The organism is Ideonella aquatica (assembly GCF_018069755.1).
In the GTDB taxonomy this organism is placed as follows: domain Bacteria; phylum Pseudomonadota; class Gammaproteobacteria; order Burkholderiales; family Burkholderiaceae_C; genus Ideonella; species Ideonella aquatica.
In genome coordinates this window covers 155,455-180,675 of record NZ_JAGQDE010000008.1, presented here as the reverse complement: position 1 = coordinate 180,675, position 25,221 = coordinate 155,455, and the positions used below count along the sequence as shown (strand labels likewise).

The following is a 25,221-nucleotide window of genomic DNA, read 5'->3' as shown; positions in this document are numbered from 1 at the left end:
CGCGTATCAGCGAAAGATAGGACTATACCATCAAGACAAAGATCATTTCAAGCAGCAACCAGCTGCCGGGCGTCACCATGACCGAGATCGAAGGCACGGTGAACGGACACCGCGACGGGCACGGCTTCGTGCAGCGCGACGATGGCGAGCCCGACCTGTACCTCTCGCCGCAGGAAATGCGCGCCGTGCTGCACCGTGACCGCGTGCGCGCTCGCATCCTGCGCTTCGACCGCAAGGGCCGACCCGAGGGCCGCGTGGTCGACATCATCGAGCGGCGCAAGACGCCGATCATCGGCCGCCTGCTGCACGAGGGTGGCGCCTGGATCGTCGCGCCCGAGGACAAGCGCTATGGTCAGGACATCCTGATCCCGAAGAACGCGGTGGCCAATGCACGCGCCGGTCAGGTGGTGTCGGTCGAGCTGACCGAGCCGCCGTCGATGTTCTCGCAGCCGGTGGGCCGCGTGGCCGAGGTGCTGGGCGAGATCGACGACCCCGGTATGGAGATCGAAATCGCCGTGCGCAAGTACGAAGTGCCGCACCGCTTCTCACCCGAGGCGCTGGCCCAGGCCGCGGCGCTGCCCGACAAGCTGCGCGCCGCCGATCTGAAGCACCGCGTCGACCTGCGCGATGTGCCGCTGGTGACGATCGATGGCGAGGACGCGCGCGACTTCGACGATGCCGTCTACTGTGAGCCCCACCTGCAGGGCAAGGGCAAGAAAGCCGCCAAGGGCTGGCGACTGCTGGTGGCGATTGCCGACGTCAGCCACTACGTCAAGCCCGGCGAGGCGCTGGATGATGACGCTTTCGAGCGCGCCACCTCGGTGTACTTCCCGCGCCGCGTGATCCCGATGCTGCCCGAAAAGCTGTCCAACGGCCTGTGCTCGCTGAACCCCGAGGTCGATCGCCTCAGCATGGTCTGTGACATGCTGGTCAGCGCCGACGGCGAAGTCACCGCCTACCAGTTCTACCCGGCGGTGATCTGCTCGCATGCGCGCCTGACCTACACCGAGGTGGCCGCAGCCCTGCTCAACAGCCGTGGTCCCGAGGCGACGCGCCGTGCTGCGCTGATGCCGCAACTGCTGGATCTGCTGGATGTCTACCGCGCGCTGCTGAAGGCCCGCGCCCAGCGCGGCGCGGTGGATTTCGAGACCACCGAGACACAGATCGTCTGCGACGACAACGGCCGCATCGAGAAGATCGTGCCGCGCACACGCACCGAGGCGCACCGCCTGATCGAGGAGGCGATGCTGGCGGCCAACGTCTGCGCGGCGGACTTCATCGCCGGTGCCGAGCATGCCTCGCTGTACCGCGTGCACGAGGGCCCGACGCCCGAGAAGCGCCAGACGCTGCAGAACTACCTGCGCGCGCTGGGCCTGGGCCTGTCGGTCAGCGATGAGCCCAAGCCGGGCGAGTTCCAGGCCATCGCCGCCGCCACCAAGGACCGGCCCGACGCGCAGCAGATCCACACCATGCTGCTGCGCTCGATGCAGCAGGCGATCTACACGCCAGCCAACAGCGGCCACTTTGGCCTGGCCTATGCCGCCTACACCCACTTCACCAGCCCGATCCGGCGCTACCCGGACCTGCTGGTGCACCGCGTCATCAAGGCCATCCTGCAGTCGCGCCGCTACCACCTGAGCACGGGCGAACTGGTGGGTGCGCCGGTGCGCAAGGGCGGCAAGCCGCCACGGGGTCAGGCCGCAGAGCTGGAGCGCTGGGAACAGGTGGGCCTGCACTGCAGCACCAATGAGCGCCGCGCCGACGAGGCCTCGCGCGATGTCGAGGCCTGGCTGAAGTGCCGCTACATGCGCGAGCGCCTGGGCGAGGAGTACTCGGGCACGGTCAGCGCCGTCACCACCTTCGGTGTCTTCGTCACGCTCGATGCGCTGTACGTCGAGGGCCTGGTGCACATCACCGAGCTGGGCAGCGAGTACTTCCGCTTCGATGAGGCGCGCCAGGAACTGCGCGGCGAACGCAGCGGCCTGCGCTATGCCGTGGGCGCGCGGGTGCGGGTCCAGGTCAGCCGGGTCGACCTGGACGGTCGCCGCATCGACTTCCGCATGGTGCGCGAGGGCGAGCCCGAACGCCTGTTGGCCAAGGGCCGGCCGACCGGCAAGGAACGCCCGCCTCTGGAGCGCGTGGAGGCCGAGGATCGCGTGCAAAAACGCGCCACCAAGGCCGCCAAGGCGCGCCAATCGCCGGCAGGCCGCGGTGGGGCCACCAAGGCCAAGACCAAGGCCTCGCCGCGGCAGGAGGCGGCCTCGGGCAAGACGGGCGGCCGGCGCAAGGCGACCCGGCGGCGCTGAGCCCTCCGGCCGCTGGCCGCTGGCCGCCCCGGGGTCAGGCCGTGCTGGCCAGCATGGCGTCGATCAGCGCGTCGGCGATCAGCACGTGCGGACCGGCGCGGTCGGCCGCCCGGCCGTGGCGCCAGACGGCCTCGCAAGCGGCCCGCAGCGGCGCGTCCGCGGTGTCGCCCAGTGCGGCCCAGCGACCGCCCAGCCAGCCGGCCAGCACGTCGCCGGTGCCGGCCGTGGCCAGGCGCGCGTTGCCGCTGCCATTGATCCACGGGGGACCGTTGGGCGCGGCGATGACGCTGCCCGAGCCCTTGAGCACCACCACCGCACCGAAGCGCTGCGCCAGCGCCCGCGCGGCCTCCAGGCGGTTGGACTGCACGGCGCGCGTGCTGCTGTCCAGCAGGCGTGCGGCCTCCAGCGGATGCGGTGTCAGCACCGTGGGTCGACCGGCACGGCCGCGGGCCGTCAGCGCGCTGGCTAGCGCGGGCTCGGCAGCGACGGCATTGAGCGCATCAGCGTCCAGCAGCAGCCGGGCGGCATGGTGGATCGGGGCGGGCAGCTCGGCCGCCACGTCGGCGCCACCGCCGCAGCCCGCCACCACGGTGGCAGTAGCCAGGAGCGCGGGCTCGCGCAGTGCGCGGGCCTCCCGCTGCATCAGCGCGGCCGGGGCGGGAAGGGCGCCCGCATCGGCCAGGCTGGCCAGGTACACCCGCCCGGCGCCCGCCGACAGCGCGGCCCGCGCCGCCAGCAGCGCAGCGCCTTGCATGCCGGGTGCACCGCCCAGCACCCACAGGTCGCCGAAGGCGCCCTTGTGGCCGGCGTGGGGCCTGGGTGGCAGGCGCTGGGCGTCGTCGGCGCCCAGCAGGCGCGCATCCGGTGCGGCGCTGTCCAGCGCGGCGCCCAGCGTCGACCACCAGATCTCGCCGGCATGGTCGCGCCCCTCGGCAGTGAACAGGCCGGGCTTGAGGGTCAGCAGGCACAGCGTGGCATGGGCCCGCACCGTGTGCTCACCCAAGGCCTGACCGCTGTCGGTGTCCAGGCCGGTGGGCAGGTCCAGCGCCAGGATCGGGGCCTGGCAGGCGTGCAGGGCATCCACCAGCGCGGCCACGGTCTCGGACGGCGCCCGGTTCTGGCCCAGGCCCAGCAACGCATCCACGGCCAGGTCCACCGTGCCGGCGGCGGGGGGCTCGCCGACCGGCACGCCCGCCTGCACGGCCTCGGTCAGCGCGCGGCTGGCATCGGCCGGTGCCGGACCCCGGCTGCCCAGGTGCGTGATGCTGACCTGGCGACCCAGCTGGTGCAGACGGCGCGCCATCACCAGGCCGTCGCCACCGTTGTTGCCGGGACCGCACGCCACCCAGATGCGCCGGGCATGCGGCCAGCGTGCCAGGACCAGGCGGGCGGCGTCGGTGCCGGCCCGTTGCATCAGCGTGAAGTCGCCGGCCTGCGCACAGGCCCGGGCCTCCATGGCCCGAGAGGCCGCCTGGCCGTGCAGCGGCGCAGCGGTGGTGCCAGGGACAACGAAGCGCAGGTCGACGGCCATGCCGCCCAGCTTAGCGCAAGCGCTCCAGCGCGAAGGGCGCCGGATCCACCGGCGCTGGCTGCTGGCTGATCTGAGCCGCCAGTTGCTGCGCCGCGCCGCAGGCCAGGGTCCAGCCACTGGCGCCGTGCGCGGTGTTGAGCCAGACGCCAGGCACGCCGCTGGGGCCGATCAGCGGCAGACCATCGGTCACCGCCAGGCGCGGGCCGCACCATTCGAGGCTGCGGCTGGTGTGGGCAGCCCCAGGGAACCAGTCGTCCAGCACGCGGTACAGGCGCCGCATGTCGGCCGCTGGCGGGCGACCCAGCTGCACGCCGGGGCGCACGCCACCGGCCACGCGGACGCGGTCACCCTGGCGCGCGATGCTGATCTGCTGGCGCTGATCCAGGATGGCGGCGCGGGGGGTCAGGTCGAGCAGGCCGTCCTCCAGCCGCAACGGTGCGGTGAAACTGCAGGCGCTGTGGACCACCGCCGGCAGGCGCACGCCCAGCGACTGCAGCAGCGCGGGTGCGCCTTGCGCCGCGCACAGCACCACCGCATCAACGCTGAGCAAGGGCACTGGCGCACCTGCGCGGGCGGGTGGCACCGGCTCGCGCGATCCGGCCAGGCTCAGCTGCAGCGGACCGCCCCCGTGCGCGCCGGCCAGGCCGGTCACCTCGTGCTGGAACAGCCAGCGCACGCCCAGCGCCTGGGCCTCGGTCTTGAGCTGGTGGACGAACTGCCGGCTGTTGGCGGCGGCATCGCCCGGGAAGTGCAGGGCGGCATGCAGGCCGGGCTCGGTGCTCAGGCCGGGCTCGATCGCCCGCGCGCCCTCGGCATCCACGCAGTGGTGTGCCACGCCCTGTTCGGCCAGCCAATCCAGGCCCGCGCGCAACTGCGCCAGCTCGCGCTCGGTGCGCAGCAACACCAGCAGGCCCTCGGCCTGCTCGCGCGCCAGGCTCCATCGCAGCGTCAGCTCGTCCAGTCGGGCGCGACTCAGGCGCGACAAGGCCAGCAGCGCCGCGCGGCTGGCGGCTTGGCGCGGCGAGCGGCGGTGCTGGCGCTGGCGCCACCATGGCGACCACACCGACGGGCGCAGGGCCTGCCAGCCCCAGCCGCCCGACTGCACCGGAGCCAGCAGCCGGGTGGGCAGGCCCGGCGCCTGCCAGGCGGCGGTGTAGGCGCCGGCCAGCAGTCCACCGTTGGCAAAGCTGCCCTCGGCGGCGACGCCGGCATGGCGTTCGACCACGGTGACCTGGTGGCCGGCCGAGGCCAGCTCGAACGCGCTGCACACGCCGGCCAGGCCAGCGCCGATGACGGCCACGTGCATGTCAGCCTCCGTGCCTGGCCAAGGCGGCCTCGGCGTCCAGCGCCAGGCTCAGCAGGGCGTCGTCGCGGCCGGCGCCGGCCCACAGCATCAGACCCACCGGCATCTCGCCGGGCGCCTGGCAGGGCAGACTGATCGCGCAGCCATCGAAGAGGTTGACCAGCGAGGGATTGCGCAGCAGCGCGGCATTGGTGCGGTGGAACACGTCGTCGTCAGACAGCAAGGGCGCGCTGGGCGGCGCGAGCAGCGCAACAGTGGGGCTGAGCGCGGCGTCGAAGCCGGCCAGCGCCGATTGCAGGGCGTCGATCCAGGTCCGGCGGGCGCGGCACAGGTCGAGGTAGTCATCGGCGGCAATGCCAGCGCCGCGCTGCAGGCGGGTCAGCACGCGCGGGTCGTAGCGGGCGGCGTCGCGGGCCAGGTGGTGGCGGTGCCAGGCGTGGGCCTCGACCGCGGCCAGGCTGAATGCGCCCTGCAAGGCCGCGCCCTGGGGCAGCAGCGGGCAGCGCAACGGCGTGATCCGGGCGCCAGCGGCGGACAACTGCGACAGCGCGGCCTCGAAAGCGCGCGCCACCGGTGCCTCCAGGTCGTCGAGCATCACGTCTTGCGGCACGGCCAGGCGGCTGCTGGACAGGCGGGTCGCGGCGCGGTTGACGCGGCGCGCGGCCAGGGCCTCGTGCACGCGGATGGCGCCGTCCACGTCGGGGGTCATGGCGCAGGCGGTGTCCAGGCTGTCGGACAGCGGAATGCAGCCGCCGCGCGGCACCAGCGCCTGGGTGGACTTGTAGCCCACCAGGCCGCACAGCGCGGCGGGAATGCGGATCGAGCCGCCGGTGTCGCTGCCCAGCGCGGCCATGCAGGCGCCCAGCGCCAGCGCCTGCGCGCCGCCGCTGGTGGAGCCGCCAGCGATGCGCGGTGCCGCATCCAGCAGGGCGGCCACCGGATTGGTGGGCGTGCCGAAGTGCGGGTTCTGGCCGACGCCCGAAAAGGCGAATTCCGTGCAGTTGCCGTGGCCAATGAGCAGCGCGCCAGCGGCTCGCAGCCGCGCCACGGCCGGGGCATCAGCCGTTTGTGCGGCCGGCCGGCCGCTGAGCGCCGAGTGGTGGCCGTCCAGCACCACTGAGCCACCGGTGGCAGGCTGGCCGGCCACGTCGAACAGGTCCTTGACGGACACCACCAGGCCGGCCAGCGGCGGCAGCGCCTGGCCGCTGTGCGGCTGTGCGTCCAGGGCATCGGCCTGGGCGCGGGCGGCGTCATCGAACAGCCGGACGAAAGCCGCCTGGGCTGGCGCCGAGCGGGCGCAGTCCAGGTGGCGCTCCAGCAGCGCGCGCGCGCTGGACTGGCCGGTGTGAAGCGGGGCGAGCAACTGGCTCAGCGACGGCGCGCTGCGGGATGCTATACTCTGCGGGTTTATCTGGAGGACCATGGGGTGCGATGCATCGCGCGGCGTCCAGACAAGCCGGGCCGAGAGTCTCGTCGTGGGAGTGGTGAAGGGCATGCGCCCCTCGCCGTCAGACGGGGCGGTCCGATTCGCGAACCCGACCCATCCAGGTGTCGCTGCAAGCAGGTGTGACAAGGCGTCAACCCATGCAGCGATTCGTGTCGGGATTCTAGACCCAACCTTCGGAGTGACCTATGTCCGTGTCGATGCGTGAAATGCTGGAAGCCGGTGTCCACTTTGGCCACCAAACCCGCTTCTGGAACCCCAAGATGGCCCCGTTCATTTACGGCCATCGCAACAAGATCCACATCATCAACTTGGAGAAGACGCTTCCCAAGTTTGAAGAGGCCATGAAGTTCGTGCGCCAGCTGGCGGCCAAGCGCGGCACGATCCTGATCGTCGGCACCAAGCGCCAGGCGCGCGAAGTGGTGGCCGCCGAGGCCCAGCGCGCCGGCATGCCCTACGTGGACCAGCGCTGGCTGGGTGGCATGCTGACCAACTTCAAGACGGTCAAGGGCTCGCTGAAGAAGCTCAAGGACATGCAGGCCCAGAAGGACTCTGGCGCCGAAATGCGCATCAAGAAAGAAGCCCTGATGTTTGACCGCGAGCTGGCCAAGCTCGAGAAGGACATCGGCGGCATCCAGGACATGAACGCGCTGCCCGACGCCATCTTCGTGATCGACGTAGGCTTCCACAAGATCGCCGTGGCCGAAGCCCAGAAGCTGGGCATCCCCGTGATCGGCGTGGTCGACACCAACCACTCGCCCGACGGCGTGGACTACGTGATCCCCGGCAACGACGACTCGGCCAAGGCCGTGGCGCTGTATGCCAAGGCCGTGGCTGACGCCGTGCTGGAAGGCAAGGCCAACGCCACCACCGACCTGGTGCAGGCCGTGGCTGCCGACGGCGACGAATTCGTCGAGGTCAACGAGCAGGCCTGATGCTCCCGGCGCCCTCGGGCGCCGTCGTGAAGCAGGGGCTGTCACAGCCCCTTTTTCACACCCCTGAACACTCAAGCACAACCCGCGGCGGCCGCCCGTAGCGCCGCCGCCAGCAACGGAGAAAACACGATGGCTGCTATCACCGCCGGCATGGTTGCCGAACTGCGCGCCAAGACCGACGCCCCGATGATGGAGTGCAAGAAGGCGCTGACCGAAGCCGAAGGCGACATGGTCAAGGCCGAGGAAATCCTGCGCGTCAAGCTGGGCACCAAGGCCGGCAAGGCCGCTTCGCGCGTCACCGCCGAGGGCGTGGTCGCTTCGGCGATCGACGGCAGCGTGGGCGCCATGATCGAGGTCAACTGCGAGACCGACTTCGTCACCAAGAACGACAGCTTCCTGGCCCTGGCGCAGGGTGCTGCCAAGCTGATCGCCCAGCACAACCCGGCCGACGTCGCGGCACTGGGCGCGCTGGCCTACGAGCAAGACGGCTTCGGCCCCACGCTAGAGGACGTGCGCAAGGGCCTGGTCGGCAAGATCGGCGAGAACATGTCCTTCCGCCGCTTCAAGCGCTTCGAGGGCAGCGCGCTGGCTGGCTACCTGCATGGCACCCGCATCGGCGTGGTGGTGGAGTTCGACGGTGACGCCGTCGCCGCCAAGGACGTCGCCATGCACGTCGCCGCGATGAAGCCGGTGGCGCTGACCTCGGCCGACGTGCCGGCCGAGCTGATCGAGCGTGAGCGCTCGGTGGCTGCTGCCAAGGCCGCCGAGTCCGGCAAGCCGGCCGAGATCGTCGCCAAGATGGTTGACGGCTCGGTGCAGAAGTACCTGAAGGAGGTCTCGCTGTTCGACCAGGTCTTCGTCAAGGCCGCCGACGGCAAGCAGACCGTCGCCGCCCACCTGAAGTCGGCCAACACCACCGTCAAGGGCTTCACCCTGTACGTGGTCGGCGAAGGCATCGAGAAGAAGGTCGACGACTTCGCGGCCGAAGTGGCCGCCCAGGTCGCCGCTGCCAAGGGCGCGTAAAGCGCCACCGCCGGGCACCGCTCACGAGGAGGTGCCCGGCTTACACTTCCACGTTCACCGAACCCTGCAAGGACACCCCTGCATGCCCGCCTACAAGCGTATCCTGCTGAAACTCTCCGGCGAGGCCCTGATGGGCGATGACGCCTACGGCATCAACCGCGCCACCATCGTGCGCATGGTGCGCGAAGTGCAGGAGGTGACCCAGCTGGGCTGCGAGGTGGCGGTGGTGATCGGCGGCGGCAACATCTTCCGCGGCGTGGCCGGCGGCTCGGTGGGCATGGACCGCGCCACCGCCGACTACATGGGCATGCTGGCCACGGTGATGAACTCGCTGGCCCTGGCCGACACGATGCGCCTGGAGGGCATGACCGCGCGCGTCATGTCGGCCATCTCGATCGAGCAGGTGGTCGAGCCCTATGTCCGCCCGAAGGCGCTGCAGTACCTGGAAGAAGGCAAGGTGGTGATCTTCGCCGCCGGCACCGGCAACCCCTTCTTCACCACCGACACCGCGGCCGCGCTGCGCGGCGCCGAGATCGGTGCCCAGGTGGTGCTCAAGGCCACCAAGGTCGACGGCGTCTACACTGCCGACCCCAAGAAGGACCCCAGCGCCACGCGCTACACCAACATCAGCTTCGACGAGGCGATCGCGAAGAACCTGCAGGTGCTGGACGCCACCGCGTTCGCCCTGTGCCGCGACCAGAAGCTGCCGATCAAGGTGTTCTCGATCTTCAAGCCCGGCGCGCTCAAGCGCGTGGTGCAGGGCGAGGACGAGGGCACGCTGGTTCACGTCTGAGGATCACGACCATGACGATTGCCGACATCAAGAAGAACGCCGAGTCCAAGATGGCCAAGTCCATCGAGGCGCTCAAGAGCGACCTGCAGAAGGTCCGCACCGGTCGCGCCCACCCGGGCATCCTGGACCAGGTCCATGTGGACTACTACGGCTCGATGGTGCCGATCAGCCAGGTCGCCAACGTCAGCCTGCTGGACGCCCGCACGATCAGTGTCACGCCCTGGGAAAAGGGCATGGGCGCCAAGATCGAGAAGGCCATCCGCGAATCCGACCTGGGCCTGAACCCGTCGTCCCAGGGCGACCTGCTGCGCGTACCGATGCCGGCGCTGACCGAGGAGCGCCGCAAGGAGCTGACCAAGGTCGTGCGCCACGAGGGCGAGAACGCCAAGGTGGCGGTGCGCAACCTGCGCCGCGATGCCAACGACCACCTGAAGAGGCTGCTGAAGGACAAGGAGATCTCCGAGGACGACGAGCGTCGCGCCCAGGACGATGTCCAGAAGCTGACCGACAAGGTGGTGGCCGAGATCGACAAGCTGGTCCACGCCAAGGAAGCCGACATCCTGGCTGTCTGACGTGGCTGAGCACGACTGCGCCGTCCCACGGCATGTGGCCATCGTGATGGATGGCAACGGCCGCTGGGCCAAGAAGCGCTTCATGCCGCGCGTGGTGGGCCACAAGGCCGGCATGGACGCGCTGATCCGGGTGGTCGACCACTGCCAGAAGCGCGGCGTCGAGTACCTCACTGTCTACGCCTTCTCGTCCGAGAACTGGAAGCGCCCCGAGGACGAGGTCTCCGGCCTGATGAACCTGGTGCTGGTGGGCGTGGCCAAGTACCTGGGCAAGCTGGCCAGCCAGGGCGTGCGGGTGCGCATCGTCGGCGACCGCAGTGCGGTGTCCGAGAAAGTGCGCGCCGCCTGGAACCAGTCCGAGGCCGACACCGCCGCCAACACGGGCCTGGTGCTGACCGTCTGCTTCAACTACGGCGGCCGCTGGGACATCGTGCAGGCCGCGCGCCGCGCGATGGCCGAGGGGCTGTCACCCGAGCAACTCACCGAAGAGGCGCTGTCGGCCCGCATGTCGCTGGCCTACGCGCCCGACCCGGATCTGTTCATCCGCACCGGCGGCGAGCTGCGCGTGAGCAACTACCTGCTGTGGCAGATTGCCTACGCCGAATTCCATTTCTCCGACTGCCTGTGGCCCGATTTCGATGAACGCGAAGTCGACCGCGCGCTGGCGGCCTATGCCGGTCGAGACCGCCGTTTTGGCGGTGTCAAGACCACCGGCTCCGCGTCCTCGATCGCCTGACCGGCGCCCCTCCATGCTGTTGCAACGCGTGATCACGGCGCTGGTGCTGCTGGCGCTGCTGCTGCCCGCCCTGCTGGTGCCCGCCACCTGGCCCTTCGCCACGCTGACCCTGGTGCTGATTGGTGCCGGCGGCTGGGAGTGGGGCCGTCTCAATGGTCTGGGCTTCGGCGCATCGCTGGGTCTGGGCGCGCTGGTGGCGGCGCTGTGCGCCCTGGCCTGGGCGCAGGGCCTGGTGCAGCAGGTGCCGCCCGCCGTGTGGTGGCTGACCACGGCCTGCTGGGTGCTGGGTGGCTCGCTGGCGCTGGCCAAGGGACCCAGCGCCTGGCCGCAGCTGTCGGCGGGCCTGCGTCTGGTGATTGGCGTGCTTGTGCTGTGTGCCGCCTGGCTGGCGCTGGCCGCGGGCAAGGCGCGCGGCCTGGAGTTTCTGCTGTCGGTGTTCTGCGTGGTGTGGATGGCCGACATTGCCGCCTACTTCGGCGGGCGGCGCTTTGGCCGGCGCAAGCTGGCGCCGGCGATCAGCCCGGGCAAGAGCTGGGAGGGCGTCTGGTCGGGCATGGCTGGCGTGGCGCTGCTGGCGGCGGGCTGGATCATGCTGTCGCCGACACAGGCCGGCGAGGCGCCCAGCATCTTTGCCATCATCCAGCAGCGCCTGGGCTGGCCCGGTCTGGTGCTGGGCATCATCTTCCTGTGCGCGCTCAGTGTGATGGGCGACCTGATCGAGTCGCTGGCCAAGCGCGCGGTGGGGGCCAAGGACTCCAGCCGCCTGCTGCCCGGCCATGGCGGTGTGCTCGACCGCGTCGATGCGCTGCTGCCCACGCTGCCCGCCGCGATGGCCCTGGCCTCGCTGGTGCCCTGAACGAGGATCCCCCGATGAACCGACTCCAGCTCTGCATCCTCGGCGCCACCGGCTCGATCGGCACCAACACGCTGGATGTGGTGGCCCGCCACCCCGATCGCTTCGAGGCCTTCGCGCTGACCGGCCATGCGCGCGTGGACGAGCTGCTGGCGCAGTGCCTGCAGGTGACACCGCGCTATGCGGCCATGTCGGACACCGCGGCCGCGGCCGAGCTTCGCCGCCGCCTGCGCGAGGCCGGCAGCCGCACCGAGGTGCTCGACGGCCCGCAGGCGCTGGTCGAGCTGGCTGAGCATCCGGAAGTGGATGCGGTGATGGCCGCCATCGTCGGCGCCGCCGGATTGCCGCCTTGCATGGCGGCGGCCCGCGCCGGCAAGCGCCTGCTGCTGGCCAACAAGGAAGCCCTGGTCGTGGGCGGCGCGGCCTTCATGGCGGCGGTGGCTCAGGGCGGCGCCACGCTGCTGCCGATCGACTCCGAGCACTCCGCCATCTTCCAGTGCCTGCCGCAGGACCGCACGGTCTGGGCGCAGCGCATCGACCACATCGTGCTGACCGCCTCGGGTGGCCCGTTCCGCCAGCGCGACCGTGCCACCCTGGCCCAGGTCACGCCCGAGGAGGCCTGCGCCCATCCGAACTGGGTGATGGGCCGCAAGATCTCGGTCGACTCGGCGACGATGATGAACAAGGCCCTCGAGGTGATCGAGGCGCGCTGGCTGTTCGACCTGACGCCCGAGCAGATCCGCGTGGTGATCCATCCGCAAAGCATCATCCACTCGATGGTGGTGTGCCGCGACCAGTCGGTGCTGGCGCAGCTGGGCACCCCCGACATGCGCGTGCCGATCGCCTACGGCCTGTCCTTCCCGGAGCGCATCGAATCAGGTGCCTCGGCGCTGGATCTGCTGTCGCTGCGCGCGCTGGAGTTCGAGGCCCCCAGCCCCGAGCGTTTCCCGGGCCTGTTTCTGGCCTGGGACGCGCTGCGTGCCCCCGAGGGCAGCACGGCCGTGCTGAACGCCGCCAACGAGGAGGCCGTGGCGGCCTTCCTGGAGCGGCGCCTGGCCTTTGACGGCATCCACCGCATCAACCAGGGCACGCTGGAGCGCGTGATCCCGGCGCTGCCGGCGCAGGCCTCGGTCGAGGAACTGCTGGCGCTGGACCAGCGCGCCCGCCGGGCGGCGCGGGAACTGATCGCCGCGGCGGCGCTCTGACCTGTCGATGACCACGGTTCTGGCCTTTCTCGTCACGCTGGGCGTGCTGATTGCCGTCCATGAGTGGGGCCACTTCCAGGTCGCCCGCTGGTGTGGCGTGCGGGTGCTGCGCTTTTCCATCGGCTTTGGCCGCGTGGTCTGGCGCCGCCAGCGCGACGCCGCGTCCACCGAGTACACGCTGTCGCTGCTGCCCCTGGGCGGCTATGTGCGCATGCTGGACTCGCGCGAGGGCCCGGTGCCCGAGGCCTGGCGCGCCCAGGCCTTCGACCAACAGCCACTGCGCTCGCGCGTGGCCATCGTCGCGGCCGGACCACTGGCCAATTTGCTGCTGGCGGCGCTGCTCTTCACCGCCACGCACTGGATTGGCGTGCGCGAGCCCGCCGCCCACCTGGCCACGCCACCCGTGGGCGGCCTGGCGGCCCAGGCGGGCCTGCTGCCGGGCGACCGCGTTGATGCCGTCATTGACGATGACGAGCGTCTGGAGATCCGCTCGCTCACCGACCTGCGCTGGCGCATCACCCAGGCCGCCGCCGAGCACCGACCGCTGCAGCTGGAGGTGACCGACGAGCGAGGCAACCATCGGCGCCAGTTGACGCTGGCCCTGGACCGCCTCGAGGGCCATGACCTGGACGCCGCCACCTGGCGCCAGATCGGCCTGCCCGGCCCCTGGACCGATCCGGTGATGGGTACCCTGGTGGCCGGCGGTCCGGCGGAGCAGGCCGGACTGCGCCAGGGTGACCGCGTGCTGCGGGTGGACGAGGTGTCGGTGGCCGACGCCGCCGCACTGCGCGAGCGCATTCGCCAGGGCGCCGGCCAGGCCATGCGCTGGACCATCGACCGCAGCGGCGTGGTGATGCAGCTCGAGGTGCAGCCACGGCGGGTGGAAGAGGGCGGCCAGACCTTCGGCCGCGTCGACGCCTACATCGGTGAGCCGCCGCAGATGCTGACCGTCCGGCTGGGCCTGGTGGACGGCGCGGTGCGCGGCGTGCGCCAGGTGCTGGAAACCGCTCAGCTGAGCTTGAAGATGCTGGGGCGCATGCTGATCGGCGAGGCCTCGGTCAAGAACCTGAGCGGTCCGCTGACGATTGCCGACTACGCGGGCCAGACGGCGCGCGTGGGCCTGACCGAGTTCCTGATCTTCCTGGCCAACGTCAGCGTGGGCCTGGGTGTGCTGAACCTGCTGCCGCTGCCGATCCTGGATGGCGGCCACCTGATATATTATCTTTTCGAGGGCCTGACCGGTCGCCCGGTCACGGATGTCTGGTTGCGCAGGCTGCAGCGAGGCGGCGCCGTGGTGCTCCTGCTGATGATGTCTATCGCCCTGTCCAACGACGTGGCCCGCTTGCTGGGCCTGCATTGACTCCTCCGATGCCATTTCCTTTCCTGACGAGCCGGCTGCGCCCGGTGCCGGCTGGTGTGACCATGGCGCTTGCCGCCATCGTGGCGCCCGCCTGGGCTGTCGAGCCCTTCCAGATTGAAGACATCCGCATCGAGGGTCTGCAGCGCGGCGATCCCGGCAGTGTGTTCAATGCGCTGCCTTTCCGTGTGGGCGACAGTTACAACGACGACAAGGGCTCGGCGGCACTGCGTGCGCTGTTCGCCACCGGCCTGTTCAAGGACGTGCGCCTGGATGTCGACGGCAAGGTCGTGGTGGTGGTGGTCGATGAGCGATCGCTGATCGCCACGGTCAGCTTCAGCGGCCTCAAGGAGTTCGACAAGGACACCCTGGCCAAGGCGCTGAAGGACAACGGCATCGGTGAAGGCCAGCCCTTTGACAAGGCCGTGATCGACCGCGCCGAGCAGGAGATCAAGCGCCAGTACCTCAGCAAGAGTTTCTACGGTGCCGAGGTCACCACCACGGTCACGCCGATCGAGCGCAACCGCGTCAACATCGCCTTCACCGTCACTGAAGGCGATATCGCCAAGATCCGCGAGATCCGCATCCTGGGCTCGCAGGCGGTGTCCGAGTCCACGCTGCTGGACCTGCTCGACCTGACCACCGGTGGCTGGCTCACCTGGTACACCAAGTCGGACCGCTACGCCCGCACCAAGCTCAACGCCGACCTCGAGAAGATCCGCTCCTACTACCTGAACCGCGGCTACCTTGAGTTTGACATCAAGTCGACCCAGGTCACGATCTCGCCGGACAAGCAGGACATCTCGATCACGATCACCGTCGACGAGGGCCAGCCCTACGTGGTGACCGGCATCAAGCTGGATGGCGAGTTCCTGGGCCGCGACGGCGACTTCCGCGACCAGATCCAGGTGCGCCCGGGCCAGAACTACCGCGGCGAAGAAGTCACGGCCACGGTCAAGGCCTTCAGCGAGCTCTACGCCACCTACGGATACGCTTTTGCGCGAATCGAGCCCCGCACCGAAATCGACCGCAAGACCGGCCAGGTGGTGGTCGTCTTCCAGGGCCAGCCCGGGCAGCGCGTGTATGTGCGCCGCGTCAATGTCGCCGGCAACACCGTCACGCGCGACGAGGTCATTCGCCGCGAGTTCCGCCAGTTCGAATCGGCCTGGTACGACGGCGCCAAGATCAAGCTCTCGCGCGACCGGGTCGAGCGTCTGGGCTTCTTCGATGAAGTCACGATCGACACCAACGAAGTGCCCGGCGCACCCGACCAGGTCGACCTGGTGGTCAATGTCACCGAGAAGCAGACCGGCACGCTGCAGCTGGCGGCGGGCTTCTCGCAGTACGACAAGCTCTCGCTGTCGGCCTCGGTGCGCAAGGAGAACATCCTGGGCTCGGGCAACTACCTGGGCGTGGACGTCAACACCAGCAAGTCGCAGCGCAACCTGCTGATCAGCACGGTCGATCCGTACTTCACGGATGACGGCGTCTCGCGCGCGGTGGACCTGTACTACCGCACCTCCAAGCCGCTCAACAGCCTGGGCGATGCCTATCAACTGGCCACGCCGGGCATGGCGGTGCGTTTCGGCGTGCCCTTCACCGAGTACGACACGGTCTTCTTCGGCCTGGGCGTCGAGCAGACCATCATCGGCACCTCGTCAGGCGTGCCCAACAGCTACTACACCTACCGCTCGACCTTCGGCGCCTACTCCACCTCGTTCCCGCTGACCATCGGCTGGGCGCGCGAGGAGCGCGACAACCCGATGGTGCCCACCAAGGGTCGTTTCCAGCGCGTCAACGTCGACATCAGCCTGCTCGGTGACGTCACCTATGCGCGCCTGAACGGCCAGTACCAGCAGTACTTCGCGCTCACCAACAAGCTGACGCTGGGCCTCAATGGCGAGCTCGGCCTGGGCTACGGCCTGCGCGGCAAGCCTTATCCGCTGTTCAAGAACTTCTATGGCGGCGGCCTGGGCTCGGTGCGGGTGTTCGACCAGGGCTCCTTCGGCAGCGTCGACATCACCGGCGCCTATGACGGCGGCCCCAAGCGCCTGAACCTCAACAGCGAGCTCTACCTGCCGGTGCCCGGCAGCGGCAACGACAAGTCGCTGCGCGTCTTCGCCTTTGCCGACGCCGGCAACGTCTGGCGCCTGGGTCAGCCGCTGTCGCTGCGCGACCTGCGCGCCTCAGCCGGCATCGGCGTGAGCTGGGTGTCGCCGGTCGGCCCCTTCAAGCTCAGTTGGGGGACACCGATTCGCTCCTTCAGTGGCGATAAAATCCAACGCTTCCAGTTTCAGATCGGAACGGCTTTCTGATGATGACCTCTCCCGTGAAATCGCTGCTCGCCGCATCGGCGCTGGCGCTCTCGTTCGCCGCCGCCCAGGCCCAGGAGCTGAAGATCGGCTACGTGAACGGCGAACGCGTGCTGCGCGAGGCATCGCCCGCCAAGGCCGCTCAGGCCAAGCTCGAGGCCGAGTTCAAGAAGCGCGAGACCGAGCTGAACGACACCGGCAACAAGCTGCGCCAGGCCTTCGAGAAGCTCGAGAAGGACGGCCCCACGCTGTCCGAGGCCGAGCGCACCCGTCGCCAGCGTGATCTGGCCGAGCAGCAGCGCGACTTCGAACGCAAGCGCCGCGAGTTGCTGGAAGACCTGAACCAGCGCAAGAACGAAGAACTGGCCGCGGTCAGCGAGCGCGCCAGCAAGGTCATCAAGCAGATCTTTGAAACCGAAAAGTACGACCTGATCCTGCAGGACGTGGTTTTCGCCGGCCCGCGTGTCGACATCACCAAGAAGGTGATCGACGCGCTCAACGCTGGCAAGTGACACCGCGGCAGGGCATGACGGCGACGTCAGGCGCCCTGCCGACCCTGCGGCTGGCCGATATCGTCGGCGACCTCGGCGGTGAGTTGCACGGCGATGGCGAGTGTCGCATCGCACGCATTGCTTCACTGGAGACGGCCGGCCCGGGCGACCTCAGCTTTGTTGCCCAGGCGCGCCTGCGCCCGCTGCTGGAGCGCAGCCAGGCCGGCGCGCTGGTGGTGCGCGAGGACCTGCGCGAGGCCGCGCTGGCCCGCGGCGCCGCGGTCATCGTCACCGCCGATCCCTACCTGTACTACGCCCGCCTGACCCGCTGGTTTGCCGCGCGCCTGCGCCCGACCGCCGTGCCGGGCGTGCATCCCAGCGCGGTGATCGGTCGCGGGGTTGAACTGCATCCCAGCGCCCACGTGGGCGCCCAGGCGGTGGTGGAGGAGGGCGCCCGCATCGCCGCCGGCGCCGTGATCGGTCCGCAGTGCCTGGTCGGCGCCGATGCGGTGGTGGGCGAGGGCACGCGCCTGATCGCCCGCGTCCACTTTGGCGCGGCTTGCGTGATCGGTGCACGCGGCACGCTGCAGCCAGGCGCGGTGGTCGGCTCCGACGGTTTCGGTTTCGCGCCGCACCAGGGCCGCTGGGAAAAGATCGAACAGCTCGGCAGCGTGGTGATCGGCGACGACGTTGACATCGGCGCCAACACCTGCATCGACCGCGGTGCGCTGGACGACACCGTGCTGGCCGACGGCGTCAAGCTCGACAACCTGATCCAGATCGCCCACAACGTGCGCATCGGCGCCCACACCGCGATGGCCGGCTGCGTCGGCGTGGCCGGCAGCGCCCGCATCGGCGCGCACTGCACCTTCGGCGGCGCGGCCATGGTGCTGGGCCACCTGGAGATCGTTGACCATGTCCATGTCAGCGCCGGCAGCTTCGTGATGAGTTCGCTCACCAAGCCGGGCCAGTACAGCGGCGTGTTTCCCATCGACGACAATGCGTCCTGGGAAAAGAACGCAGCCACGCTGCGCCAGTTGCACACCCTGCGAAGCCGCCTTCGCGCCCTTGAAAAGAAGATCGAACCATGAGCGCTCCCGTGATGGACATCCACCAGATCCTCAAGCGGCTCCCCCACCGCTACCCCTTCTTGCTGGTGGACCGTGTCACCGAGCTGGAAAAGAACAAGCGCGTCCTGGCCCTGAAGAACGTGACGATGAACGAGCCCTTCTTCATGGGCCATTTCCCGCACCGTCCGGTGATGCCGGGCGTGCTGATCCTGGAAGCCATGGCACAGGCGGCGGCGCTGCTGTCCTTCGCCTCGATGGACACCGACCCGGGCGACGACACCGTGGTGTACTTCGCCGGCATCGACGGCGCGCGCTTCAAGCGCCCGGTCGAGCCCGGCGACCAGCTCTTCCTGGAAGCCACGATCCTGCGCGCCAAGGCCGGCATCTACAAGTACAGCGCACGCGGCCTGGTGGGGGGCGAGTTGGCCGCCGAGGCCGAGCTGATGTGCACGATGCGCAAGATCGCCTGAGGCCATGACCCGGATCCATCCGACCGCGCTGGTCGACCCGGCGGCCGAGCTGGACGACAGCGTCCAGGTGGGCGCCTACACGATCATCGGTCCGCAGGTGCGCATCGGCGCCGGCACCGTCATCGGGCCGCACTGCGTGATCGAGGGCCGCACCAGCATCGGCCGCGACAACCGCTTCTACCAGTTCGGCTCGATCGGCGCGATGCCGCAGGACATGTCGCATGGCGGCGAGATCACCGAGCTGGTGATCGGCGACCGCAACACCGTGCGCGAGTTCTGCACCTTCAACACCGGCACCTTCAAGGAGCAGGGTGTCACGCGGGTGGGCGACGACAACTGGATCATGGCCTATGTGCACCTGGCCCACGACGTGCGCCTGGGCAGCCACACGGTGCTGGCCAACAACGTCACGCTGGCCGGCCATGTGCACGTGGGTGACTGGGCGGTGATCGGCGGCCTGACCGGCGTGCACCAGTGGGTGCACGTGGGCGCGCATGCGATGATCGGCTTCCAGGGCCACGTGGCCCAGGACGTGGCGCCCTTCATGACCGTCGATGGCAACCCGCTGGCCGTGCGCGCGGTCAACCTGACGGGCCTGAAGCGCCGCGGCTTCAGCGATGATCGCCAGCGCCAGATCCGCCAGATGCACAAGCTGCTGTTTCGCGGCAGCCTGACGCTGGAGCAGGCCCGCACCGAGATCGAGGCGCTGGGCACCGACGAACCCGACGTGCGCACCATGCTCGACTTCCTGGCCGCCTCCACGCGCGGCCTGGTGCGCTGACCACCGGCCGACGCCAGCATGGACACATCGACGGCCCCGCGCCTGGCGATGGTGGCCGGCGAGGCCTCCGGTGACCTGCTGGCCAGCCTGCTGCTGCAGGGCCTGAGGGCGCGCTGGCCGGGCCTGTCGGCCGGCGGCATCGGCGGCCCGAAGATGCAGGCCCAGGGCTTTGACACCTGGTGGCCCAGCCACAAGCTGTCGGTCTTCGGCTATGTCGACGCGCTGCGCCACCTGCCCGAGCTGCTGGCCATCCGGCGCGCGCTGCGCCAGCGCGTGCTGGCCGAGCGGCCGTCAGTCTTCGTGGGCATCGACGCCCCCGACTTCAATTTCGCGCTCGAGCGCGCCTTGCGCGAACAGGGCCTGAAGACGGTGCACTTCGTCTGCCCGTCCATTTGGGCCTGGCGCGGCGAGCGTGTGAAGACGTTGGCCGCCGCCGCCGACCATGTGCTGTGCCTGTTCCCCTTCGAGCCGGCGCTGCTGGCCGAGCACGGCGTGCCGGCCAGCTTCGTGGGCCACCCGCTGGCCGACCTGATTCCGCTGCAGCCGCCGCGTGCCGCGGCCCGGGCGGCGCTGGGCCTGGACGACGAGTCCACCGTGCTGGCGCTGCTGCCTGGCAGCCGGCGCAGCGAGATCACCCACATCGCGCCGCCGCTGCTGCAGGCCGCGCAGGCGCTGCAGCGCGAGCGGTCCGACCTGCGCCTGGTGCTGCCGGTGGCGCCCGGCCTGCGGCCACTGATCGACGAGGCCCTGGCCCGCCATGCGCCGGGACTGGCGGTGGACCTGCTTGATGGCCGCTCGCACGAGGCCTTGGCCGCCTGCGACCTCACCTTGATCGCCAGCGGCACCGCCACGCTGGAAGCCGCGCTGTTCAAGCGGCCGATGGTGGTGGTCTACCGGCTCAACGCCTTCAACCACTGGCTGATGAAGGACAAGGCCTACCTGCCGTGGTTCAGCCTGCCCAACATCCTGCTGCGCGACATGGCCGTGCCGGAGCTGATCCAGGACGCCGCCACGCCGCAGGCGATTGCCGACGCCGCCCGCGCCTGGCTGGACGACCCGGCCCGGCGCGACGCGCTGCACGCCCGCTTCACCGAACTCCACCTCTCACTGCGCCAGGACACCGCGCAGTGCGCCAGCCATGCCATCGCGCAAGTCCTCGGCCAAGCCTGAACAGTTCGCCCTCAGCTTCGAGACCCCGGGCTTGGTCGCCGGCGTCGACGAGGCCGGCCGCGGACCACTGGCCGGGCCGGTGGTGGCGGCGGCGGTGATCCTGGACGACCTGCACCCGATTGCCGGTCTGGCCGACTCCAAGGTGCTGAGCGCCAAGCGCCGCGAGCGCCTGTTCGACGAGATCCGCGCCAAGGCCCTGTGCTTCAAGATCGCCGAAGCCAGCGTCGAGGAGATCGACGAGCTCAACATCCTGCACGCCACGATGCTGGCGATGAAGCGCGCGGTCGAAGGCCTGCGCCTGACACCGCACCACGTGCTGGTCGACGGCAATCGTCTGCCCCCGCTGCGCATGCCGGCGCAGGCCATCGTCAAGGGTGACGCCAAGGTCCCCGCCATCTCGGCCGCGTCCATTCTGGCCAAGGTCCACCGCGACCAGCTGTGTGCCGAAATGCACCGCGCCTACCCCGACTACGGTTTTGCCGGCCACAAGGGCTACCCCACGCCTGAACACCTGGCCGCGCTGCGCACCCACGGCGCCACGCCGCTGCACCGCCAGAGCTTCGGCCCGGTGCGCGAGGCCCTGGCCACCGGAGGCCATCTGTGACCGAACCCCTGATCCTCACCGCCCGCGACAACCCGCTGCTGCAGCGCATCCGCAAGCTGGGTCAGGACCCGGGCGCCTACCGCAAGCTGGGCCAGGTCTGGCTGGAGGGCGATCACCTGGTCGGGGCGGCGCTGCAGCGCGGCCGCCCGCTGGAAGAACTGGTGTTCACCGAGTCCGCCTGGCACGAGCGCGCCGACTGGCGCGGCTGGGTGGCGCGGGCGCGGCGGGTGGTGGTGGTGCCCGACGCGCTGATGAAGACGCTCAGCACGCTGGAGTCACCGCCGCGCATCGGTGCACTGCTGGCACTGCCCGCCGACGCCTGCCTGGCGCCGCAGGCCTTCAGCGTGGTGCTGGACCGCCTGCAGGATGCCGGCAATGTGGGTTCGATCCTGCGCAGCGCCGCCGCTTTCGGCGTGCGCCAGGTGCTGGCCATCAAGGGCACGGCGGCCTTGTGGTCGCCCAAGGTGCTGCGCGCCGGCATGGGGGCGCACTTCGCGCTGCAGTTGGTCGAGGGCCTGGTGCCCGAGGACCTGGCCGGTCTGGCTGTGCCGCTGCTGGCCACCAGCTCGCACGCTGGACTGGTGCTGGGCCAGGCCGCGCTGCCGCACCCCTGCGCCTGGGTGCTGGGCCATGAGGGCCGCGGCGTGGATGATGCCCTGATGGCCCGCTGCGCCCACACCGTCAGCATCCCGCAACCGGGCGGCGAGGAATCGCTGAACGTGGCGGCGGCGGCGGCGATCTGCCTGTTCGCCAGTCGGTCGCCGGGCTGATGCCGGCTAGCGCGCCCTGCACGGGCTGCGCTGGGGGCGTCAGTAGATGAGCCGGTCCGGCCGGATGTCGCGCAGGATGGTGGTGGCGATCTCCTCGATCGACTTGTGGGTCGACGACAACCACGAGATGCCGGCGCGCTTCATCATCGTCTCGGCCTCGCGCACCTCGGCGCGGCAGTTCTCGATCGCGGCGTACTTGCTGCCGGGGCGGCGCTCGTTGCGGATCTGGCTCAAGCGCTCGGGGTCGATCGTCAGGCCGAAGCATTTGCGCTTGTGCGGTGCCAGCGAGGCGGGCAGGGCATTGCGCTCAAAATCCTCGGGGATCAGCGGGTAGTTGGCGGCCTTGATGCCGTGCTGCATCGCCAGGTACAGCGAGGTGGGCGTCTTGCCGCTGCGGCTCACGCCCACCAGGATCACGTCGGCGGCCTCCAGGTTCTTGGCCGATTGACCGTCGTCGTGGGCCAGCGAGAAGTTGATCGCCTCGATGCGGTCGTTGTACTCCTGGCTCTTGGCAGCGTCCGAGAAGCGGCCGATGCGGTGGTTGGACTTCAGCCCGAACTCCACCTCCAGCGGCTCGACGAAGGCCTTGAACATGTCCATCACGAAGCCCTTGCAGCGGGGGCTGGTCAGCACCTGGTGGGCGTCGTCCAGGGCCAGCGTGATGAAGACGATGGGCCGCACGCCTTCGGCCTCGAAGGTGGCATTGATCTCGGAGACCACCTTCTCGGCCTTGTCGATCGAGTCGATGAAGGGCCGGCGGATGTGGCGCGGCTTGATCGCGAATTGGGCCAGGATCGAGTTGCCGAAGGTCTCCGCGGTGATGCCGGTGCCATCCGAGACAAAGAACACAGATCGATTGGGCATGAAAAGTTCTCAAGCGCGGGGAAACACACACCATGATAGGCAGTCCCTTCGTAGAATCCCAGCATTCGCGTCTGACGCCCGCCACGCCACCCCCGATACCGCGCCCGGATGAGCCCCCGCAGCCTCCCATTCGAATGCCAACGCGCTGCGGCGTGGGCCCTTGTGCACGCCGGCCCTGGGAAGACGCCCCCGGTTTTTCACCATCAAGGAGCTTTCCCATGTCTTCCACCGCACTGGCGACCGCCCTGGTCGCTCCGTTCGAACACCTGAGAATGACCGACGTCGAGGTCGTTGGCGGCAAGAACGCCAGCCTCGGCGAAATGATCAGCCAGCTCGCCGAGACCGGCGTGCGGGTGCCGGGCGGCTTCGCCACCACGGCCCACGCCTTCCGCGAGTTCCTGGCCTTCGGCGGTCTGACCGACAAGATCAACGCCCGCCTGGCGGCCCTGGACACCGATGACGTGCGTGCGCTGGCCGAGGCCGGAGCCGAGATCCGCGGCTGGGTGGAAAACGCCCCGTTCCCGCCCGACTTCGAGGCCGCGGTGCGCGCCGAATACGCCCGCGTCGCCGGTGACTCGCCCGACGCCAGCTGGGCCGTGCGCTCCTCGGCCACCGCTGAAGACCTGCCCGACGCCTCGTTTGCCGGCCAGCAGGAGACCTTCCTGAACGTGCATGGCATCGACGAGGTGCTGCACAAGATGAAGGAGGTCTTCGCCTCCCTGTACAACGACCGGGCGATCAGCTACCGCGTCCACAAGGGCTTCAGCCACTCGGAAGTCGCCCTGTCGGCCGGCGTGCAGCGCATGGTGCGATCGGATGTGGGCGCCGCCGGCGTGATGTTCACGATCGACACCGAATCGGGCTTCAAGGACGTGGTCTTCATCACCTCCAGCTACGGCCTGGGCGAGACGGTGGTGCAGGGCGCGGTCAACCCCGACGAGTTCTACGTCCACAAGCCGGCGCTGCAGGCCGGCAAGTTCCCGGTGATCCGCCGCTCGCTGGGCTCCAAGCTGATCCGCATGGAGTTCGCCACGCCCGACGAGAAGAAGGCCAGCGGCAAGCTGGTCAAGACGGTGGACAACCCGCCCGAGCAGCGCAACCGCTACTCGCTGGCCGATGCCGATGTGGTCGAGCTGGCCAAGTACGCCATGATCATCGAGCAGCACTACGGCCGCCCGATGGACATCGAGTGGGGCAAGGACGGCGTCGATGGTCGCATCTACATCCTGCAGGCCCGCCCCGAGACCGTGCGCAGCCAGGCCGAGGGCCAGGTCGAGCACCGCTACAAGCTCAAGGGCCACTCCACCGTGCTGGCCGAGGGCCGCGCGATCGGCCAGAAGATCGGCACCGGACCGGTGCGCCTGGTCAGCAGCATTGCCGAGATGGAGCGCGTGCAGCCCGGCGACGTGCTGGTCACCGACATGACCGACCCGAACTGGGAGCCGGTGATGAAGCGCGCCAGCGCCATCGTCACCAACCGCGGTGGTCGTACCTGCCACGCGGCGATCATCGCCCGTGAGCTGGGCATCCCGGCGGTGGTGGGCTGCGGCGATGCCACCGAGACCCTGCACGACGGCGCCCTGGTCACCGTGGTCTGCTCCGAGGGCGACACCGGCTACGTCTACGACGGCCTGCTGGAGACCGAGGTCTCCGAGGTGCAGCGCGGCGAGCTGCCGTACTGCCCGGTGAAGATCATGATGAACGTCGGCAACCCGCAGCTGGCCTTTAACTTCGCCCAGATCCCCAACTCTGGCGTCGGCCTGGCCCGCCTGGAGTTCATCATCAACAACAACATCGGCGTCCATCCGAAGGCGATCATGGACTACCCGAACGTCGACCCCGACCTGAAGAAGGCGGTCGAGTCGGTGGCTCGGGGCCATGCCTCGCCGCGCGCCTTCTACGTCGACAAGCTGACCGAAGGCGTGGCCACGATCGCCGCCGCCTTCTGGCCCAAGCCGGTGATCGTGCGCCTGTCGGACTTCAAGTCCAATGAGTACAAGAAGCTGATTGGCGGCAGCCGCTACGAGCCCGATGAAGAGAACCCGATGCTGGGCTTCCGCGGCGCCTCGCGCTACATCAGCGAGGAGTTCGCCGACGCTTTCGGCATGGAGTGCGAGGCCCTCAAGCGGGTGCGCAACGACATGGGTCTGACCAACGTCGAGATCATGGTGCCCTTCGTGCGCACCGTGCGCCAGGCCGAGCGCGTGGTGGGCCTGCTGGCCGACCGCGGCCTCAAGCGCGGCGAGGGCGGCCTGCGCATCATCATGATGTGCGAGATCCCGTCGAACGCCATCCTGGCCGATCAGTTCCTGCAGCACTTCGACGGCATGTCGATCGGCTCCAACGACCTGACCCAGCTGACCCTGGGCCTGGACCGCGACTCGGGCCTGGAGCTGCTGGCCGCCGACTTCGACGAGCGCGACCCGGCGGTGCGCTCGCTGATCTCGCGCGCCATCAACGCCTGCCGCGCCACCGGCAAGTACATCGGCATCTGCGGCCAGGGCCCCAGCGACCACCCCGACTTTGCGCAGTGGCTGGCCGACGAAGGCATCGTGTCGATTTCGCTGAACCCGGACACGGTGATCCAGACCTGGACCCAGCTGGCACAGCGCCGCTGAGCGATTCCTGCTAGAA

The 25,221-nt window shown here is 69.6% G+C and carries 22 protein-coding genes; 18 read left to right on the top strand and 4 right to left on the bottom strand.

What is annotated here, in order from left to right:
- The first annotated feature begins 77 nt into the window (after positions 1–77).
- Positions 78–2,306 (top strand): ribonuclease R, encoded by a 2,229-nt coding sequence (gene rnr, locus KAK06_RS11355; protein WP_210802195.1) that lies wholly within the window; start codon positions 78–80, stop codon positions 2,304–2,306.
- A 34-nt stretch (positions 2,307–2,340) separates the two neighbouring features.
- Here rnr and KAK06_RS11350 read toward each other — a convergent pair whose 3' ends face one another.
- From KAK06_RS11350 to KAK06_RS11340, 3 genes are read right to left on the bottom strand one after another with little or no spacing between them, the layout of a single operon-like run.
- Positions 2,341–3,837, bottom strand: coding sequence for an NAD(P)H-hydrate dehydratase (locus KAK06_RS11350; protein ID WP_210802194.1), 1,497 nt, complete (start codon positions 3,835–3,837; stop codon positions 2,341–2,343).
- A gap of 10 nt (positions 3,838–3,847) precedes the next feature.
- Positions 3,848–5,143 carry an FAD-dependent oxidoreductase gene (locus KAK06_RS11345; RefSeq protein WP_210802193.1) on the bottom strand — a complete coding sequence of 432 codons (1,296 nt, stop codon included), beginning with the start codon at positions 5,141–5,143 and terminating at the stop codon, positions 3,848–3,850.
- Between the two features lies 1 nt (position 5,144).
- Positions 5,145–6,563, bottom strand: coding sequence for an amidase (locus tag KAK06_RS11340; protein ID WP_210802191.1), 1,419 nt, complete (start codon positions 6,561–6,563; stop codon positions 5,145–5,147).
- Between the two features lie 209 nt (positions 6,564–6,772).
- Here KAK06_RS11340 and rpsB point away from each other — a divergent pair, with 209 nt between their 5' ends.
- From rpsB to KAK06_RS11260, 16 genes are all read left to right on the top strand, one after another.
- On the top strand, positions 6,773–7,519 hold the full coding sequence (rpsB, locus tag KAK06_RS11335) for a 30S ribosomal protein S2 (RefSeq protein ID WP_210802189.1): 747 nt from the start codon (positions 6,773–6,775) through the stop codon (positions 7,517–7,519).
- 129 nt (positions 7,520–7,648) lie between these two features.
- Positions 7,649–8,542 carry a translation elongation factor Ts gene (gene tsf / locus KAK06_RS11330; protein WP_210802188.1) on the top strand — a complete coding sequence of 298 codons (894 nt, stop codon included), beginning with the start codon at positions 7,649–7,651 and terminating at the stop codon, positions 8,540–8,542.
- An 82-nt stretch (positions 8,543–8,624) separates the two neighbouring features.
- Entirely contained in the window at positions 8,625–9,335 is a 711-nt protein-coding gene (gene pyrH, locus KAK06_RS11325; RefSeq protein ID WP_210802186.1) for a UMP kinase, read from the top strand.
- Between the two features lie 11 nt (positions 9,336–9,346).
- Positions 9,347–9,907, top strand: coding sequence for a ribosome recycling factor (gene frr / locus KAK06_RS11320; protein WP_210802185.1), 561 nt, complete (start codon positions 9,347–9,349; stop codon positions 9,905–9,907).
- Between the two features lies 1 nt (position 9,908).
- On the top strand, positions 9,909–10,640 hold the full coding sequence (gene uppS, locus KAK06_RS11315) for a polyprenyl diphosphate synthase (protein WP_310741072.1): 732 nt from the start codon (positions 9,909–9,911) through the stop codon (positions 10,638–10,640).
- A 13-nt stretch (positions 10,641–10,653) separates the two neighbouring features.
- Positions 10,654–11,496, top strand: coding sequence for a phosphatidate cytidylyltransferase (locus KAK06_RS11310; RefSeq protein WP_210802184.1), 843 nt, complete (start codon positions 10,654–10,656; stop codon positions 11,494–11,496).
- A 14-nt stretch (positions 11,497–11,510) separates the two neighbouring features.
- The gene (ispC, locus tag KAK06_RS11305) at positions 11,511–12,698 is read left to right on the top strand and encodes a 1-deoxy-D-xylulose-5-phosphate reductoisomerase (RefSeq protein ID WP_210802182.1); all 1,188 of its coding nucleotides are present in this window, start codon (positions 11,511–11,513) and stop codon (positions 12,696–12,698) included.
- A 7-nt stretch (positions 12,699–12,705) separates the two neighbouring features.
- The gene (gene rseP / locus KAK06_RS11300) at positions 12,706–14,058 is read left to right on the top strand and encodes an RIP metalloprotease RseP (protein WP_210802178.1); all 1,353 of its coding nucleotides are present in this window, start codon (positions 12,706–12,708) and stop codon (positions 14,056–14,058) included.
- A gap of 8 nt (positions 14,059–14,066) precedes the next feature.
- The gene (gene bamA / locus KAK06_RS11295; protein WP_375140890.1) at positions 14,067–16,370 is read left to right on the top strand and encodes an outer membrane protein assembly factor BamA; all 2,304 of its coding nucleotides are present in this window, start codon (positions 14,067–14,069) and stop codon (positions 16,368–16,370) included.
- Between the two features lie 14 nt (positions 16,371–16,384).
- Positions 16,385–16,879, top strand: a complete 495-nt coding sequence (locus KAK06_RS11290) for an OmpH/Skp family outer membrane protein (RefSeq protein WP_310738553.1) — start codon at positions 16,385–16,387, stop codon at positions 16,877–16,879.
- A gap of 14 nt (positions 16,880–16,893) precedes the next feature.
- Positions 16,894–17,949, top strand: a complete 1,056-nt coding sequence (gene lpxD, locus KAK06_RS11285; RefSeq protein WP_210802175.1) for a UDP-3-O-(3-hydroxymyristoyl)glucosamine N-acyltransferase — start codon at positions 16,894–16,896, stop codon at positions 17,947–17,949.
- Positions 17,946–18,398, top strand: coding sequence for a 3-hydroxyacyl-ACP dehydratase FabZ (fabZ, locus tag KAK06_RS11280; protein WP_210802174.1), 453 nt, complete (start codon positions 17,946–17,948; stop codon positions 18,396–18,398). The genes lpxD and fabZ overlap by 4 nt, the downstream gene beginning before the upstream one ends.
- Positions 18,399–18,402: 4 nt before the next feature.
- Entirely contained in the window at positions 18,403–19,179 is a 777-nt protein-coding gene (lpxA, locus tag KAK06_RS11275) for an acyl-ACP--UDP-N-acetylglucosamine O-acyltransferase (protein WP_210802173.1), read from the top strand.
- Between the two features lie 18 nt (positions 19,180–19,197).
- Positions 19,198–20,349: a lipid-A-disaccharide synthase gene (gene lpxB / locus KAK06_RS11270; RefSeq protein WP_210802172.1), complete on the top strand. Its 1,152-nt coding sequence runs from the start codon at positions 19,198–19,200 to the stop codon at positions 20,347–20,349.
- Positions 20,318–20,953: a ribonuclease HII gene (rnhB, locus tag KAK06_RS11265; RefSeq protein ID WP_210802171.1), complete on the top strand. Its 636-nt coding sequence runs from the start codon at positions 20,318–20,320 to the stop codon at positions 20,951–20,953. Before lpxB ends, rnhB begins: the two co-directional genes overlap by 32 nt.
- Positions 20,950–21,723: a TrmH family RNA methyltransferase gene (locus tag KAK06_RS11260; protein WP_210802170.1), complete on the top strand. Its 774-nt coding sequence runs from the start codon at positions 20,950–20,952 to the stop codon at positions 21,721–21,723. The genes rnhB and KAK06_RS11260 overlap by 4 nt, the downstream gene beginning before the upstream one ends.
- Before the next feature lie 39 nt (positions 21,724–21,762).
- Here the strand turns inward: KAK06_RS11260 and ppsR are convergent, their stop codons facing one another.
- Positions 21,763–22,587, bottom strand: a complete 825-nt coding sequence (ppsR, locus tag KAK06_RS11255) for a posphoenolpyruvate synthetase regulatory kinase/phosphorylase PpsR (RefSeq protein WP_210802169.1) — start codon at positions 22,585–22,587, stop codon at positions 21,763–21,765.
- A 218-nt stretch (positions 22,588–22,805) separates the two neighbouring features.
- Between ppsR and ppsA the strand changes: the two genes are divergently transcribed.
- Positions 22,806–25,205, top strand: a complete 2,400-nt coding sequence (gene ppsA / locus KAK06_RS11250; RefSeq protein WP_210802167.1) for a phosphoenolpyruvate synthase — start codon at positions 22,806–22,808, stop codon at positions 25,203–25,205.
- Positions 25,206–25,221: the final 16 nt, after the last annotated feature.